Source organism: Novosphingobium sp. BW1, from assembly GCF_008107685.1.
Lineage (GTDB): Bacteria > Pseudomonadota > Alphaproteobacteria > Sphingomonadales > Sphingomonadaceae > Novosphingobium.
The window spans coordinates 42929-56757 of record NZ_VIRF01000089.1; the positions used below are offsets into that span (position 1 = coordinate 42929).

A 13829-nucleotide genomic window follows, 5' to 3' on the forward strand; every position below is an offset into this window, starting at 1 on the left:
TCGTGGGTAGGCCTCGTTCAGTCGCGATTAACACCTGGGGTGGCGTTCTCGCGTTCCTGCAACGGGACGAGGGGGGGTGTTTATGGTGGTTTGCAAAGAGAATCCGGCGCGCGCGGTAACCCGGTTTCTGGTCCTGTCAGGATTTGTCCTGCTCGCCTCCTGTGGGGAAGTCGCGGACGCGCCGCCACCTCCTCCGCCACCACCCCCTCCCGGTATAGTCGCAACTGCTCCGGCGCCCTCGGCCGTCACCGTAACCGGGGCGAGGCTTGCGGAAGCGAAGCAGGAGGGCCGGTACGTACCGCCCGTACAGGTCCCCACCCAGCCCGGCCATGAGCAGTACGAAGGTACGGAGGTCGCGGCGGTGAAGCGCGTGGCGCAAGAACCTGTCTCCACCTTTTCGGTCGATGTCGATACCGGCGCCTACACGAACACCCGCCGCTTCCTGAAGCAGGGGCAGTTGCCCCCGGCGCGAGCGGTGCGCACCGAGGAGTTCATCAACTACTTCCGCTACGATTACCCGGCGCCCGACAGCCGCGAGGCTCCGTTCTCGGTCACCACGGACATGGCGCAAACCCCCTGGAACCCCGAAACACGCCTGCTGCGCATCGGTCTTCGCGGCTATGACATCGCGCGCGAAAGCCGACCTCCGGCAAATCTCGTGTTCCTGCTCGACGTTTCGGGTTCGATGAGCGCGCCGGACAAGCTGCCGCTATTAAAGACCGCGCTTTCCGGGCTGGCCGGGGAACTGGGCGAACAGGACCGTGTGTCGATCGTGGTCTATGCCGGGGCTGCAGGGCTGGTCCTGCCTCCCACCAACGATACGCGCAAGATCCGCGCCGCGCTCGATACGCTGACCGCGGGCGGTTCGACGGCGGGGGCAGCGGGCCTCAAGCTGGCCTACAACATCGCGCGTGACAGTTTTATCGATGGGGGCGTCAACCGCATTCTCATTGGCACCGATGGCGATTTCAACGTCGGGATGACCAACCACGATGACATGATCGCAAAGATCGAAAAGGAGCGCGACGCCGGGATCACGCTGACCACGCTCGGCTTTGGGCAGGGCAACTACAACGAGGCGCTGATGGAGCAGGTCGCTGACCATGGGAATGGCAACTACGCCTACATCGACAGCGCGCTCGAGGCGAAGAAGGTGCTGGGCGATCAGATGGCCTCTACGCTCTTTACCATCGCGAAGGACGTGAAGATCCAGGTTGAGTTCAACCCGACGCTCGTAAGCGAGTACCGGCTGCTTGGTTACGAGAACCGCGCGCTGCGCGAGGAGGATTTCGAAAACGATGCGGTCGATGCAGGCGACATCGGGGCGGGGCACCAGGTGACGGCGCTCTACGAGATCGTACCGACAGGCGCCAAGGGCTGGCTACCTGAACGGCGCTACGAGGATACGCCGGACACGGCCGCACAGGACCGTGCGCAGGAACTGGCGTTCGTCAAACTGCGCTACAAGTTGCCGGACGGCACGACCTCGAAGCTGATCGAGCGGCCGGTCCCAGCAAGCCTCGTGGCGAGCGCCAAGGCGCCGCGCGGCGACTTCGCCTTCGCCGCTGCGGTCGCGGCGTTCGGGCAGGGGCTGCGCGGGGATACGCTCCTCAACGGGTTCGATGAGGGGAACGTGGCGCGTCTCGCCGAGCAGCCGGGCGACTACTGGCGCCAGGAATTTGTGAAGCTGGTGGGACTTGCCGGGGCATTGAAGGGCGATTGAGCAGTCTTGGAGGCTGACAGGGGGGCACTATCGCTCTAGGCTCGGCCCATGAATCCGCGTAACGCCTTGATTGCCGGGGCAGGTGCCGCCCTGTGCCTGCTCCTTTCCGCCGCTGGTATGGTTCTGAACGGCCCCGGCTTTGTCGCCGGGCTCGAACGCGAGGCGCAGGCCGCGCGCAGCGGTGTCGAGGGAGGCGAGGGGGTCGAGCTGGCCTTCAAGGACCGCTACGGCTGGCTGACGCGCCACCCGATCCTGTCGGGCGGGGATGATCTGCCCCAGGTTCTTCGTCAGCAGGTGGCTGCCGGGATCGCGGCGGTGCCGGGTATCGGCGGGATCAGCTGGTCGCGCACGAGCACGCGCGCCGACAATCCCGAGGCGGTCCATTGCCAGAGCGATGTTGAGCGCATCCTCCAAACCCGCACGATCCGCTTCACCCAGTCCTCGGCGCGTCTCGATCCGGCCAGTGGACGGTTGCTCGACGAGGTTGCGCGCGCGCTGCGCCCCTGTGTCGGCAGTATCATCGCGGTCACTGGCCACACCGATGAGGGAGGCAACGCCGAGGTCGACGAGGCCTTCTCCCTCGCACGTGCCGAAGCGGTGCGCTGGGCTCTGATCGGGCGCGGGATCCCGGCCGATGGTTTGCGGGCAGCGGGCGTGGGTGCAAGCCAGCCCATCTCCGGGCTCAGCCCGAGTGACCCGGCCAACCGCCGGATCGAGTTTTCGGTGATCGTGTCCGCACCGGTCAAGCCCACCCCCATCGACACGCCTGGGCCTGGCTGATGCGCGCAGGGCTGCTCCGAAGCCGAGGCCTGCCAGCAAGGGCATTGGGATCGGGCGGGCGGATTGCTATGCGCGGCCCCAACTCCGGGATTTCACGGAAATCGACGCTTGGAAAGGACTTCTGATGCCCTTGTGGCTGGAACTGGCCGTATCGGTGCTGCTCACGTATGGTCTGGGCCTGGGCATCGGCTGGCTCATATGGAAACGAAAAGGATAATATCGTGCTGCAAATGATCGAGGCCAACTGGCTGATCTTCGTTGCCGCCCTGGTGATCGGGATCGTGGTCGCCTTCTGGATCTTCGCGCATGGATCGAAGAAGCCGGGCGAGCGCACGCACCGTCCGGATGTGCTGGACGAAGGTGCGGCGCCCGCACAGCGCAACCAAGCGCTCATAGATTCCGCGAGCCCTGCCTCGCAATACGACCTGCCTGTGCCCGGCGTTGACGATGCCGACACGCGTGAGAAGCAGCCCGCGCATATCGACCCGCCCGCCGCGGCCGGAACCATGGCCGGGATTGGCGAGGTGATTGCGGTTGCCGCGCAGGAAGAGGCGGACGCGGGGCGCAGCTACAAGGCCGATGAGGAGGCCGCGAAGGCACAGGAACCGACCCCTGAAGCCGAGGCGCACAAGGCTGAGGATACGCCCGCAGCTGCCCCCGCGCCGGTGGAGCCTGAGCCCGAGCCGGTCGAAACTGCTCCCGCTTCGGCTGCGCAGAGCGATGACCTGCGCAAGATCAAGGGGCTAGGGCCTAAGATGCAGAAGCTCCTCGTGTCGCTCGGCGTGACGACGTACGCGCAGATCGCGGCCTGGAGCGAGGCGGATCTCGATGAGCTGGATGACAAGCTCGGCGCCTTCGCCGGGCGTCCGCGCCGCGACAAGTGGGTCGAGCAGGCCCGCCTCCTGGCCGAGGGCAATACGGAGTCCTACGAGGCTGAATTCGGTAAACTCTGAGTTTTACCTGATCCGATGATGAAGAAAAGGGGGCTTTTGCCCCCTTTTTTAGTTTGGTGAAAAACATGAGTGAAGCTTCATGTTTTCTTTATGTATTTTGCAGATGTCTAATCTGGACGACCGCGAGGGCTTTTGGGGCTCGCTCGATGGTCTGTTTATAGTAACATTCCAATTTTGAAAAGCTGATTTATTTAATTTAACATTGTGTTTACTTAATATTTGCGTCTGGCGTAACTTTCAAGAATGTCACGTCGCATCGCCCCCCCGCTGTCCAAGCGGGAATAAAACATGTGTCCGCCTGGATATTTGTGCAGATTCACGCGGCTGGCCTGACCGAAATCGGGCATCTGGTCGATGATCAGCTGCGAGGCGAAATAGGGGCAGGAAAGATCGTCCCAGCCATGTACGATATCGACGCTCATCTTTGGGTCGATGGCAATCGCCTTGCGCAGGTCCTGGACCGGGCTGTCGGTGTTGTCGCGGTCCCAGACGCGGTTCACCTCGTAGGACAGCGCGTTGTAGCGCGCATTGACCTTCCAGCCGACCTGGCGGGTGACGAAATCGACCATGGCCGAGGTCGTGGGCGCGATCAGGGTGGTCAGGAGAGGGTCATTGTACTGCGCGCGCGAACTGGCCGGGAAGGGGTCGTAGGCGGTGAAGTTGCTGTCGTAGACAGAGCCTACAAGACCCTGCGTTCGGCGGATTTCGCGCAGGTACGTGCCGATGTCGATGCGTCCGTCCATGCGCTGCACCAGTTCGGGATCGAGGCCGGTGAACTCGGCGATGCGGGCGGACAGGCGCGCGGTGGCCGCCTTGTCGCGCGGCCCGGCGATGAAATCGGCCAGGAACTGGGTGCGCAGGTACTCTTCGACAGGTCCCATGTTGGTTTCGTCGAGGTGCTGGCCTTGCCGCTCGAAGTGGCCTGCGGCCATGGCAGGATAGTTCAGCATCCAGGGAAGCGGCGATAGCGCGGTGTCATCGCCGATGGCCGCTGGATCGAGGTAGGGCGAGACGAGCACCATGCCATTGACGCCGATGCCGATCTGGGTCTGAAGATAGTAGGCGAGGCGCGGCACGCGGTAGCCTCCGTAACTTTCGCCGGTCAGGTACTTGGGACTGGCAAGACGCTCTTCCTTGACGAGCCAGTCATAGATGACGCGGCTGAGGTAGTGGATGTCCGCGTCGGCGGCGTAGAACTCGGCGTTGGTGGTCTTCTCGTCGGCGCGCGAGCGCGAGAAGCCGGTGCCGATCGGATCGATGAAGACAAGGTCGGTGAAATCGAGCCACGAATTGGGATTGTCCTGAAGCACGGCCGGGTCGCTGGGGGAATCGCCCTGGGCGCCGAAGGCGACACGCTTGGGGCCGATGGCGCCAAGGTTCAGATAGACCGACGCCGCGCCCGGCCCACCATTGAAGGCGAAAGTCACGGGCCGGTTCTTGGCCTGCTTTCCGGGCAGGGTGTACGCTGTATAGACGACTTCGCCGATCAGCTTGCCCTTGGCGTCGTGAACGGGGACCGTGCCGACGGTGGCGGTGTAGGACACACTCTTGCCGCCGATGACGGCGCTCTGACGTACCGAGGCGTCTTCGGGGAGGGGCGGGAGCGAGTCCTCGCTTGCGGGCTCGTCGGCCTTGGTCGAGGAGCTGGCGGAAGCCTTCTGGTCGGCGGCGTGGAGCGCCTGCGCGGCGGGAAGGAGGGCGCTGGTCGCCAGGAGCAGCCCGAGGGCCAGTTTTGCACGTCGCATGGTGAGTAGGTACCTCGCTTGCCGGGATGGGGTTGGCAAGCGAGGCACTCTACCGTGTCGCTTCACAGCGACAAGGCCCGCACAGAGGGATGGGGGACTGCGGGCCTCTTAGCGCGGCGTCAGGGCAACATCGAACCGGTGTCGATGAAGCGCTGATGCCACGAAAGGGCTTCGGACGGAATCATCGGCGACTGCTGGCCGAACGATTCCTTCTGCGCGCGCGCGAAGTAGTCTTGGAGCATCGGGCGGTAGGTCGGGTGCGCGCAGTTGGCGATGATGACCTTGGCGCGCTCCTTGGGGCTGAGACCGCGCAGATCCGCGAGGCCCTGCTCGGTGACGATCACCTGCACGTCCTGGTTGATGTGGTCGACGTGGCTGGCCTGCGGGACGATGGCCGAGATCGCGCCCTGCTTGGCGACGGACGGGGTGACGAAGATCGAGATGAAGGCGTTGCGGGCAAAGTCACCCGAACCACCGATGCCGTTCTGGATGCGCGAGCCCATAACGTGGGTCGAGTTCACCGCCCCATAGATGTCGGCTTCGATGAGTCCGTTCATCGCGATGCAGCCCAGGCGACGCACCAACTCGGGGTGGTTGCTGATTTCCTGCGGGCGCAGGATCATCTTGTCGCGGAAGAACTCCATCTCGCGGTTCACGCGCTCGGCCGCATCGGGGCTGAGCGAGAAGGCGGTGGCGCTCGCCATGCGCAGCTTGCCCTCGGCGAGGAGGTCGAGCATGCCGTCCTGGATCACCTCGGTGTAGGCGGTCATGCCGTCAAAGGGGGCGTCCATCAGCCCCGAAAGCACTGCGTTGGCGATGTTGCCCACGCCTGACTGGATCGGCAGCAGTTCCTTGGGGATGCGGCCGACCTTCACCTCGTGGGTGAGGAATTCGAGGATGTGCCCGGCGATCATCTTCGCGTTCTCGTCGGGCGGGGTGAAGGGGGCGTTGCGGTCGGGCGAGTCGGTCTCGACGATGGCCACGACCTTGGCCGGATCGACGCGCAGGCAATCCTCGCCGATGCGCTGGTCGGGACGGGTCAGCGGGATCGGGATGCGCGCGGGGGGAAGCGCGGTGCCGTAATAGATATCGTGGACGCCTTCGAGCGCCTCGCTCTGCCAGAAATTGACCTCGAGGATCACCTTTTCGGCGCGGTCGAGCCAGGTCTTGTTGTTGCCGACCGACGAGGAGGGGATCAGCGAACCATCTTCGCGGATACCGACGATCTCGATTACCGCGGCGTCGAGTGGGCCGAGGAAACCCTGCCAGGCCATCGGGGCCACCTGGCTGAGGTGCATGTCGAAGTAGTTCATCTGGCCCGAGTTGATCTTCTCGCGGGCGATGGGGTCGGAATTGTAGGGCAGGCGCATGTCGATGCCGTCGACCTTGGCGAGCGCGCCATCGAGTTCGGGGCCGGTGGAGGCCCCCGTCCACATGCGGACCTTGAAAGGATTTCCGGCCGCGTGCTCGGCCTCGATGTGGGACGCGAGGGCCTGGGGGACGGCCTTGGGGTAACCGGAGCCGGTAAAGCCGCTCATCCCGACCGTGTTGCCGTTGGCAATGAGGCGGGCGGCGTCTTCGGCCGACATGATCTTGGAACGTAGGGCGTTGTTACGAATGCGCATGGCCTCTCCAATTCACCGTGTCTGGGGTCGGTTTGCTCTCACACACAGGAAAGAACAGTGAAAAGCGGGACTTGTGACTTGCGCCTGATGCACGAGTCTTGCCCCTTTTCGGGACCGTGACAGGGGAGGGTCAGCTGCCGATCGCGTCGAGAATAGATCTTGCAATTGCAACAAGTTCGCCTTCGCGATTGACCTCGCACTTGAGGAAAATGGTGCGCAGCTGGCTGTTTACCGTTTGCGGGCTGACTTGCCGCAGTGCGGCAATATCCTTGCGTGAAAGCCCCTGCGCGAGAAGCGCGGCGACTTCGCCTTCGGTCTTGGTCAGCCCCATCGCCTGACCCAGCTGCTTGCCCATGTGCCCAACCTTTTTTGCGTTTTCAGCGGGGTCGTGGCCCATCCCGGAGGGTCGTAGGGGCCTCAGGCTGACGATGACGCGGGCGCTGGGGCCTAGGTGCCAGTCGCCATGGGGCAGGGGACGCGCGTCGACCAGCATGAGTCCCTTGCCTGTGCGGATCCACAGGTCGGCGGGGCCGGGATCCTCGCCAGCGAGGGCCTTGCCGATCTTCCGGCCAAGCTGGCGGTCGAATTCGGGGCGCTGGGCGTGCAGCGCGCCGCCCGATACCTGCAGGGTCTCCGGGCCCAGCAGGCGCTGGGCGGCAGGACTGACGAAGGTTGTCTTGCCAAGGCCATCGAGCAGGATCGCGGCGGTGTCCATCGCCTCGAGCGAGCCGTGGAGCAGTTTCGCGCCGGCGTGCTCGATCGCTTCCTGGGTGCGGATGGCGGCTAGGATCGTCGGCGCGACCTGGGCCAGGATGGCCCGTTCATGTTCGGTGGTGCGCCCTTCGCGTTCGCTGCGCATGATCGCGACGCCGAAGAACAGCCCGGGCTTTTGCGAGAGGACCATCTGCGCGCCAAGTTCGAAATCGTAGCGGCGCGCCATCTCGAGATAGCGCTCATCGGTGTGATTGGCCCGGACAGCGTCGTAGTGGTCCTCCCAGGTCAGCTCCATGGGCTTGCCCATCGCGGCGATGCGGTAGTTCGCATCGGGGCGATAGGCGTCAATATCCTGGATGACCGTCTCGAAATCATCAGGCGTCTTGTTGACCCAGTTGAAGGCCAAGTGCCGCTCACCAAGAGCCAGGATCTGCGCGCGCGGGGAGCCGGTCGCTTCGGCCAGGCTGTAGAGTGCATGACGCCACCCCTCCGGATGGAAGGGGGCCTGCTCAATCGCGCTGCGTAAGTGCGCTAGCGATTCGCTGTCTATGCACTTTTTCTGCCCCACACCGGCAAATGTGTCGGGATCAGGCATTGTGCGCAAGGGAAACTAGGGTCCGAAGCCGTTCCCATACCATGATCGTGGCATGCCAAGTCTGCAATTTGCAGACATTGTATCCATGCGACCCGAGGGCTGGTTTCGGCCAATCCTTGCACTGCCCGGAGGCTCTTGGGAGCCTCCGGGTATTTTTTCAGGGACTGTGGCCTATTCCTTGAAGGCGAGGAAACCGTCGTCAACGGGCACCGTGGCGCCGTTGACGGCCTGGGCTGCGTCGGTGAAGAGATAGGCCGCGACGCTTGCGACCTTCTCGGGCGCAATCAGTTTCCTGTGCATGTGCTGCGCGGCAAGCTGTTCTTTCACGCCTGCATCTGTACCCAGGATCGGGGTATCTATGTAGCCCGGCGCGATGCCGACCACGCGGATGCCGTGTTCGGCCAGTTCCAGTGCGCCCGAGCGGGTCATGGCGATGACCGCGGCCTTGGCTGCGTTGTAGTTGAAGTTCTCGCGCGAGGCGACCGAGCCGTAGATCGAGGCGGTGTTCACGAAGGTGCCCTTCGTGCCCAGCTCTACCATCTTCTTCGCGCCGTAGTACATGCCATAATAGACGCTGTGCTGGTCGACCTCGATGACCTTGAGGTAGGAGGCCGGGTCCATTTCGAGAAAAGGCTTCACCAGCCCGATCCCGGCGTTGTTGAATAGGCCGTTCAAGGTGCCCAGCGTCTCGACGGTGAAATCGACAAGTGCCTCGACCTCCTGTGCGACCGAGACATCGACCCTGAAGCTGTGCGCGGCAACCCCCAGCGCCTTCACTTCCTCCACGACCTTGGCTGCTCCCTCGGCGTTGAAGTCGGCCACCACGATATTTGCGCCCATGCGGGCAAGGGCGAGGCAGGTTTCACGGCCGATGCCGCTCGCCCCGCCGGTCACGATGATGGCCTGGTCCTGCAATTCCACGTGGGGTCTCCTTTGTCTTGGCATGTTTGCGCAGGGGGGCGGCGGCGTGGCCGCGCGCCTTGCGTTACACCCCTTGAACGATCAGGCCATATCCTTGTTTCACATATATATTCTGGAGATTAGGCAGGCCTACTTGCCCCACTTCTTGGTCTGCTTGCCATAGCGCATCTTGCGTGTGCCCGGCTTGCCTTCGTTCGAGCGGCCGACCAGCGGGGCCTTATGCTCGCCCTCGGGTAGGCCCAATTCGCTCGCTTCCAGCTTGCGAATTTCGTCGCGCAGGCGTCCGGCTTCCTCGAATTCAAGGTCGGCGGCGGCGGCGCGCATTTTCTTTTCGAGGTCCTCGATATAGGCGCGCAGGTTGTGCCCGACGAGGTTGTTGGCCCCGTCCTGGGTCTCGATGTCGACGGTAACCCCGTCCCGGCTTGCCGTATCCGCGACGATGTCGGCAATGCGCCGCTTGATCGTCCGGGGGGTAATGCCGTGTTCCTCGTTGTAGGCCTGCTGCTTCTCGCGGCGCCGGTCGGTCTCTGCGATGGCACGCTCCATCGAGCCGGTCATGCGGTCGGCGTAGAGGATGACCCGGCCTTCCGAGTTGCGCGCCGCGCGCCCGATGGTCTGGATCAGCGAGGTTTCCGAGCGCAGGAAGCCTTCCTTGTCGGCATCAAGAATGGTGACGAGCCCGCACTCGGGAATGTCGAGGCCTTCGCGCAGGAGGTTGATGCCCACCAGCACGTCGTAAACGCCCATGCGCAGGTCGCGGATCAACTCGATGCGCTCCAGCGTCTCGACATCGGAGTGCATGTAGCGAACGCGCACGCCTGCCTCGTGCATGAACTCGGTCAGATCCTCGGCCATGCGCTTGGTCAGCGTGGTGACGAGCGTGCGGAAGCCCTTTTCGGCGGTGGCCTTGCATTCGGCGATGCAGTCCTGGACCTGGTCCTCAGTCGGGCGGATCTCGACTGGCGGGTCGATCAGGCCGGTCGGGCGGATGACCTGTTCGGCAAAGACGCCGCCGGTCTGCTCCATCTCCCAGCCGCCCGGCGTGGCCGAGACCGCGAAGGTCTGCGGGCGCATTGCGTCCCATTCGTTGAAGCGCAGCGGGCGGTTGTCGATGCACGAGGGCAGGCGGAAGCCATATTCGGCAAGCGTAATCTTGCGGCGGTGGTCACCCCGCGCCATCGCGCCGATTTGCGGCACGGTCTGGTGGCTCTCATCGACGAAGAGGAGCGCGTTGTCGGGGAGGTACTCGAAAAGCGTTGGCGGGGGCTCGCCGGGCAGGCGCCCGGTGAGGAAGCGCGAGTAGTTCTCGATACCGTTGCACGAGCCGGTTGCCGCGATCATCTCCAGGTCGAAGTTGGTGCGCTGCTCCAGGCGCTGGGCCTCCAGCAGCTTGCCTTCGGCGTGGAGTTCCTTGAGCCTTTCGTCGAGTTCGAAACGGATCGCCTCGCTTGCCTGTTTCATCGTCGGGCCGGGCGTCACGTAGTGCGAGTTGGCGAAGACGCGCACCTTGTCGAGGGTCGGCCCCTTCTTGCCGGTGAGGGGGTCAAACTCGCAGATTTCCTCGATTTCATCGCCGAAGAACGACACGCGCCAGGCGGTGTCCTCATAGTGCGAGGGGAAGATTTCCAGGTTGTCGCCGCGCACCCGGAACGAGCCGCGCGCAAAGGAGACATCGTTGCGCTTGTACTGGAGCGAGACGAGCTTTCGGATCAGTTCGCGTTGGTCGACCTCGGTGCCCGAGACGACATCGAAGGTCATCGCCGAATAGGTTTCGACCGAGCCGATACCGTAGAGACACGAGACCGAGGCGACGATGATGACGTCGTCGCGCTCCAGCAGGGCGCGGGTGGCCGAGTGGCGCATCCGATCGATTGCCTCGTTCACCGAGCTTTCCTTCTCGATGTAGGTGTCCGAACGCGGGACGTAGGCTTCCGGCTGGTAATAGTCGTAGTAGGATACGAAGTATTCAACCGCGTTTTCGGGGAAGAAGTCCTTCATCTCGGCGTAGAGCTGGGCGGCGAGAATCTTGTTGGGCGCGAGAATTAGGGCTGGACGCTGCAGCTCCTCGATGACCTTGGCCATGGTGAAGGTCTTACCCGAACCGGTCACGCCCAGAAGAACCTGGGTCTTGTCCTCGGCCCTTGCGCCTTCCACCAGTTCGGCGATCGCGGTGGGCTGGTCGCCTGCCGGCTCGTACTCGGATTCAATCCGGAAGGTTTTGCCGGGGAGGGATTTTTCGGGGCGCTGGGGCTTGTGCGGGGTGAACGAGCCCGAGGTATCCGGCTCGTCCAGTCCGCGACGGATGATGAGTTCGGTCATGGCGGAACATATGGAGACGGGAGAGCGGCCGTTCAATCTCTTGCTGACAAGAGTGTGTCATTGAACTGTAATGGTTGGAGAGAGGCGCCCCGGGGTGCTAGCCGCGCAGTCCCGCAAGGCGCGGGTTCGGCGCGGCGCGCGGGGCGTTTCGAGCGAGGAGGACAGGACGATGGCACAGGGCAGAGTTCGTTTTTACGCATGTTTGACGCTGGCGAGCTTGGCACTGGCGGCCTGCAGTTCGAGCGGTGATGATAACGCAGGTTCGGCGGACGCGGCCAGGCGCGGCGAGCCGCCTTCGCTGGCCAAGATGAAGGAGGCCGCAAGAGATCTGGTGAAGCCCGAACCCGGCCTCTATGCGCGCACGATCACGATCGAGAACTTCGAGGCGCCGGGTCTGCCTGCCGAGATCGCCGGGCAGGTGAAGGGCATGATGGCCAAGGACCGGACCGAGAATTTTTGCCTGACCAAGGCGGAGGCCGAGGAGGGTTTTCGCGACATGTTCGACAACGTCGGGGAGACCTCCAACTGCTCCTACGACCGCTTTGCCGTCTCGGGCGAGGCGCTCGATGCGCAGATGACCTGTGCACATCCCAGTCAGGGAACGGCGGTCATGACGTTGCGCGGATCGGCCAGTGCCACCACATCCAATATCCTGATGGAAATGAAGGTGACGGGCGGTCAGGCGCCGATGTCCGAGATGAACATGACGATGCGGATGGTCTCCGAGCGGACCGGGGATTGCGCCGATTGAACCGCCGGATCTGAACGCGCAAGGCAGGAAAGGATAACGCGAAAGTGAAGCAGCCGACGTGGGACACATGGGGGGATATGCGCGGGGAAGTGCTGCGCCGTGCGGCGCTGGCCCGCCAGCCGCATCCCCCCGGAGTGCGTAAGCCCGCGCTTGGCCTCTTCGCGCGGGAGTTCGCGTCGCTATGGGGACGCGGGCGCGGGGCTGACCCCCGGGTCGCTCCGGCGCGCCATCCCCAGCCGGTGATGCTGCTTCCCGGTTTCGGCGCACATCCCAAGCGGATGAAGCCGATGGCCGATGCGCTGGGCGCGGCGGGACACGAGGTCCACGAATGGGGACTTGGCGTCAATTTCGGACCGACACCGGAGAACTTTTCCTTCCTGATGAAGCGGGTGGGAGGGCTGGCGCGGACCCATCGTCGTCCGGTTGTGCTGGTCGGCTGGAGCCTGGGCGGCCTCTTTGCGCGCGAGATTGCACGGCGCCAGCCCGAGGCGGTCGCCAAGGTCATCACCATGGGCACGCCCTTTTCGGGCAACCCGCGGGCCAATAATGCCTGGCGCGCCTACCAGGTCATCACCGGCCACGCGGTCGATGCACCGCCCATCGAATGCGTGCTGGGCGAGAAGCCGCCGGTGCCCACGATCGCCTTATGGAGCCCGCGCGACGGGGTGATCCATCCCCGCTCGGCCAAGGGCTGGCCCGTCGAACGTGACCGCGCGGTCGCGATCCGCTGCTCGCACCTGGGCTTTGCCAGCGACGCGCGCGTAATCGGGGAAGTCCTGCGCCAGATCGACCACGAGGAGGCCGCCTGCGCCGATTAGGTCAGCGCCTCGTCGCTCAGGCCCGCGACGGGTGGACGTGCGGTCAGCGTGCAGCCAGCCGCCGCGACGATCAGCAGCGCAATGGCCACCATCTGCCAGACCGTCAGCGCCTCGCCCAAGAGAAGGTCGCCGGAAAGCGCGGCCATGGCGGGCGTGGTACTCGCGACAAGACCGACAATATGGGCGGGAAGGGCGGCCATGGCGTGCATCTCCAGTGCATAGGGCAGTGCGCTCGACAGCACCGCCACCACCAGGGCGAGGCCCCAGAGAGGCAGTGAGGGCAGAGCGTGCGCCCCGCTTGCAAGCGCGCTGGGCACGGTGACGAGGCAGGCCGCGACCATGCCCAACGCAACCGCGGTGCCGCTCCCGGCCTGTGCCGCGCGACGACCAAGCAGAATGTAGAGCGCCCAGCAGGTGGCCGCGCCCAGCGCCGCAAGGAGGCCCACGGTATCGAGTGCATGGGCACGCCCCGGCCAGGGGATGAGGACAATGAGGCCAAGTGCGGCGAGACCGGGCCAGGCAAGTTCCTTGCGGCCGCGCGCGCCTCCGAGCGCAATCGCCAGAGGCCCGCAGATCTCCACTCCCACCGCAACGCCCAGCGGAAGGCGCGCGAAGGCCTCGTAGATGAGGAGATTCATGCCGCCCAGCGCGAAGCCGTAGAGCATGATTCACACAGGCCGACGTCCAGAGAGCCGGGAGAGGCGCGGACGCACGAGGAGAAGCAGGATCGCGGCGGCGAGGAGGGTGCGCATGGCCGCCAGTGTCTCGGCGCCAAGTTCGCCGATGAGGTCCTTGGCTAGAGCCGCGCCGACGTGGATCGAGACCTGCGCGGCGAGGATCGCGCCAACCGCGCCCAGGGACGGCGCGTCGCGGCGGCTCATCGCC

At 64.5% G+C, this 13829-nt stretch carries 12 protein-coding genes; 5 read left to right on the plus strand and 7 right to left on the minus strand.

Going from position 1 to position 13829, the window contains the following annotated elements; genetic code table 11:
* Positions 1–82: 82 nt before the first annotated feature.
* The 3 genes from FMM79_RS17125 to FMM79_RS17135 all read left to right on the plus strand — a co-directional run bounded on the left by FMM79_RS17125 (position 83) and on the right by FMM79_RS17135 (position 3456).
* Positions 83–1723 carry a von Willebrand factor type A domain-containing protein gene (locus FMM79_RS17125; RefSeq protein ID WP_148628655.1) on the plus strand — a complete coding sequence of 547 codons (1641 nt, stop codon included), beginning with the start codon at positions 83–85 and terminating at the stop codon, positions 1721–1723.
* A gap of 48 nt (positions 1724–1771) precedes the next feature.
* The gene (locus FMM79_RS17130) at positions 1772–2503 is read left to right on the plus strand and encodes an OmpA family protein (protein ID WP_148628656.1); all 732 of its coding nucleotides are present in this window, start codon (positions 1772–1774) and stop codon (positions 2501–2503) included.
* Between the two features lie 230 nt (positions 2504–2733).
* Positions 2734–3456: a hypothetical protein gene (locus FMM79_RS17135; protein ID WP_148628743.1), complete on the plus strand. Its 723-nt coding sequence runs from the start codon at positions 2734–2736 to the stop codon at positions 3454–3456.
* A 212-nt stretch (positions 3457–3668) separates the two neighbouring features.
* Here FMM79_RS17135 and FMM79_RS17140 read toward each other — a convergent pair whose 3' ends face one another.
* From FMM79_RS17140 to uvrB, 5 genes are all read right to left on the minus strand, one after another.
* On the minus strand, positions 3669–5201 hold the full coding sequence (locus tag FMM79_RS17140; RefSeq protein WP_148628657.1) for a S10 family peptidase: 1533 nt from the start codon (positions 5199–5201) through the stop codon (positions 3669–3671).
* A gap of 119 nt (positions 5202–5320) precedes the next feature.
* Complete coding sequence (locus FMM79_RS17145) at positions 5321–6826, minus strand: acetyl-CoA hydrolase/transferase family protein (protein WP_148628658.1); 1506 nt, start codon at positions 6824–6826, stop codon at positions 5321–5323.
* Positions 6827–6956: 130 nt separating this feature from the next.
* Positions 6957–8135: a helix-turn-helix transcriptional regulator gene (locus tag FMM79_RS17150; RefSeq protein ID WP_148628659.1), complete on the minus strand. Its 1179-nt coding sequence runs from the start codon at positions 8133–8135 to the stop codon at positions 6957–6959.
* A gap of 171 nt (positions 8136–8306) precedes the next feature.
* Entirely contained in the window at positions 8307–9056 is a 750-nt protein-coding gene (locus FMM79_RS17155; RefSeq protein WP_148628660.1) for an SDR family NAD(P)-dependent oxidoreductase, read from the minus strand.
* Positions 9057–9185: 129 nt separating this feature from the next.
* A complete protein-coding gene (gene uvrB, locus FMM79_RS17160; protein WP_148628661.1) occupies positions 9186–11375 on the minus strand; it encodes an excinuclease ABC subunit UvrB in 2190 nt (729 codons plus the stop codon).
* A gap of 169 nt (positions 11376–11544) precedes the next feature.
* Here uvrB and FMM79_RS17165 point away from each other — a divergent pair, with 169 nt between their 5' ends.
* Positions 11545–12126, plus strand: a complete 582-nt coding sequence (locus FMM79_RS17165; protein WP_162528538.1) for a DUF3617 domain-containing protein — start codon at positions 11545–11547, stop codon at positions 12124–12126.
* Between the two features lie 77 nt (positions 12127–12203).
* Positions 12204–12944: a triacylglycerol lipase gene (locus FMM79_RS17170; protein WP_148628744.1), complete on the plus strand. Its 741-nt coding sequence runs from the start codon at positions 12204–12206 to the stop codon at positions 12942–12944.
* Here FMM79_RS17170 and FMM79_RS17175 read toward each other — a convergent pair.
* On the minus strand, positions 12941–13609 hold the full coding sequence (locus FMM79_RS17175; protein WP_148628663.1) for a DMT family transporter: 669 nt from the start codon (positions 13607–13609) through the stop codon (positions 12941–12943). The genes FMM79_RS17170 and FMM79_RS17175 overlap by 4 nt on opposite strands.
* A gap of 3 nt (positions 13610–13612) precedes the next feature.
* On the minus strand, positions 13613–13825 hold the full coding sequence (locus tag FMM79_RS17180; RefSeq protein WP_148628664.1) for a hypothetical protein: 213 nt from the start codon (positions 13823–13825) through the stop codon (positions 13613–13615).
* Positions 13826–13829: the final 4 nt, after the last annotated feature.

Bases quoted from the DNA above. Each gene is read 5' to 3' on its own strand.
- uvrB (WP_148628661.1), bottom strand. From the start codon at position 11,375: ATGACCGAACTCATCATCCGTCGCGGACTGGACGAGCCGGATACCTCG.
- FMM79_RS17140 (WP_148628657.1), bottom strand. From the start codon at position 5,201: ATGCGACGTGCAAAACTGGCCCTCGGGCTGCTCCTGGCGACCAGCGCC.
- FMM79_RS17170 (WP_148628744.1), top strand. From the start codon at position 12,204: ATGCGCGGGGAAGTGCTGCGCCGTGCGGCGCTGGCCCGCCAGCCGCAT.
- FMM79_RS17165 (WP_162528538.1), top strand. From the start codon at position 11,545: ATGGCACAGGGCAGAGTTCGTTTTTACGCATGTTTGACGCTGGCGAGC.
- FMM79_RS17125 (WP_148628655.1), top strand. From the start codon at position 83: ATGGTGGTTTGCAAAGAGAATCCGGCGCGCGCGGTAACCCGGTTTCTG.
- FMM79_RS17175 (WP_148628663.1), bottom strand. From the start codon at position 13,609: ATGCTCTACGGCTTCGCGCTGGGCGGCATGAATCTCCTCATCTACGAG.
- FMM79_RS17135 (WP_148628743.1), top strand. From the start codon at position 2,734: ATGATCGAGGCCAACTGGCTGATCTTCGTTGCCGCCCTGGTGATCGGG.
- FMM79_RS17145 (WP_148628658.1), bottom strand. From the start codon at position 6,826: ATGCGCATTCGTAACAACGCCCTACGTTCCAAGATCATGTCGGCCGAA.
- FMM79_RS17130 (WP_148628656.1), top strand. From the start codon at position 1,772: ATGAATCCGCGTAACGCCTTGATTGCCGGGGCAGGTGCCGCCCTGTGC.
- FMM79_RS17150 (WP_148628659.1), bottom strand. From the start codon at position 8,135: ATGCCTGATCCCGACACATTTGCCGGTGTGGGGCAGAAAAAGTGCATA.
- FMM79_RS17180 (WP_148628664.1), bottom strand. From the start codon at position 13,825: ATGAGCCGCCGCGACGCGCCGTCCCTGGGCGCGGTTGGCGCGATCCTC.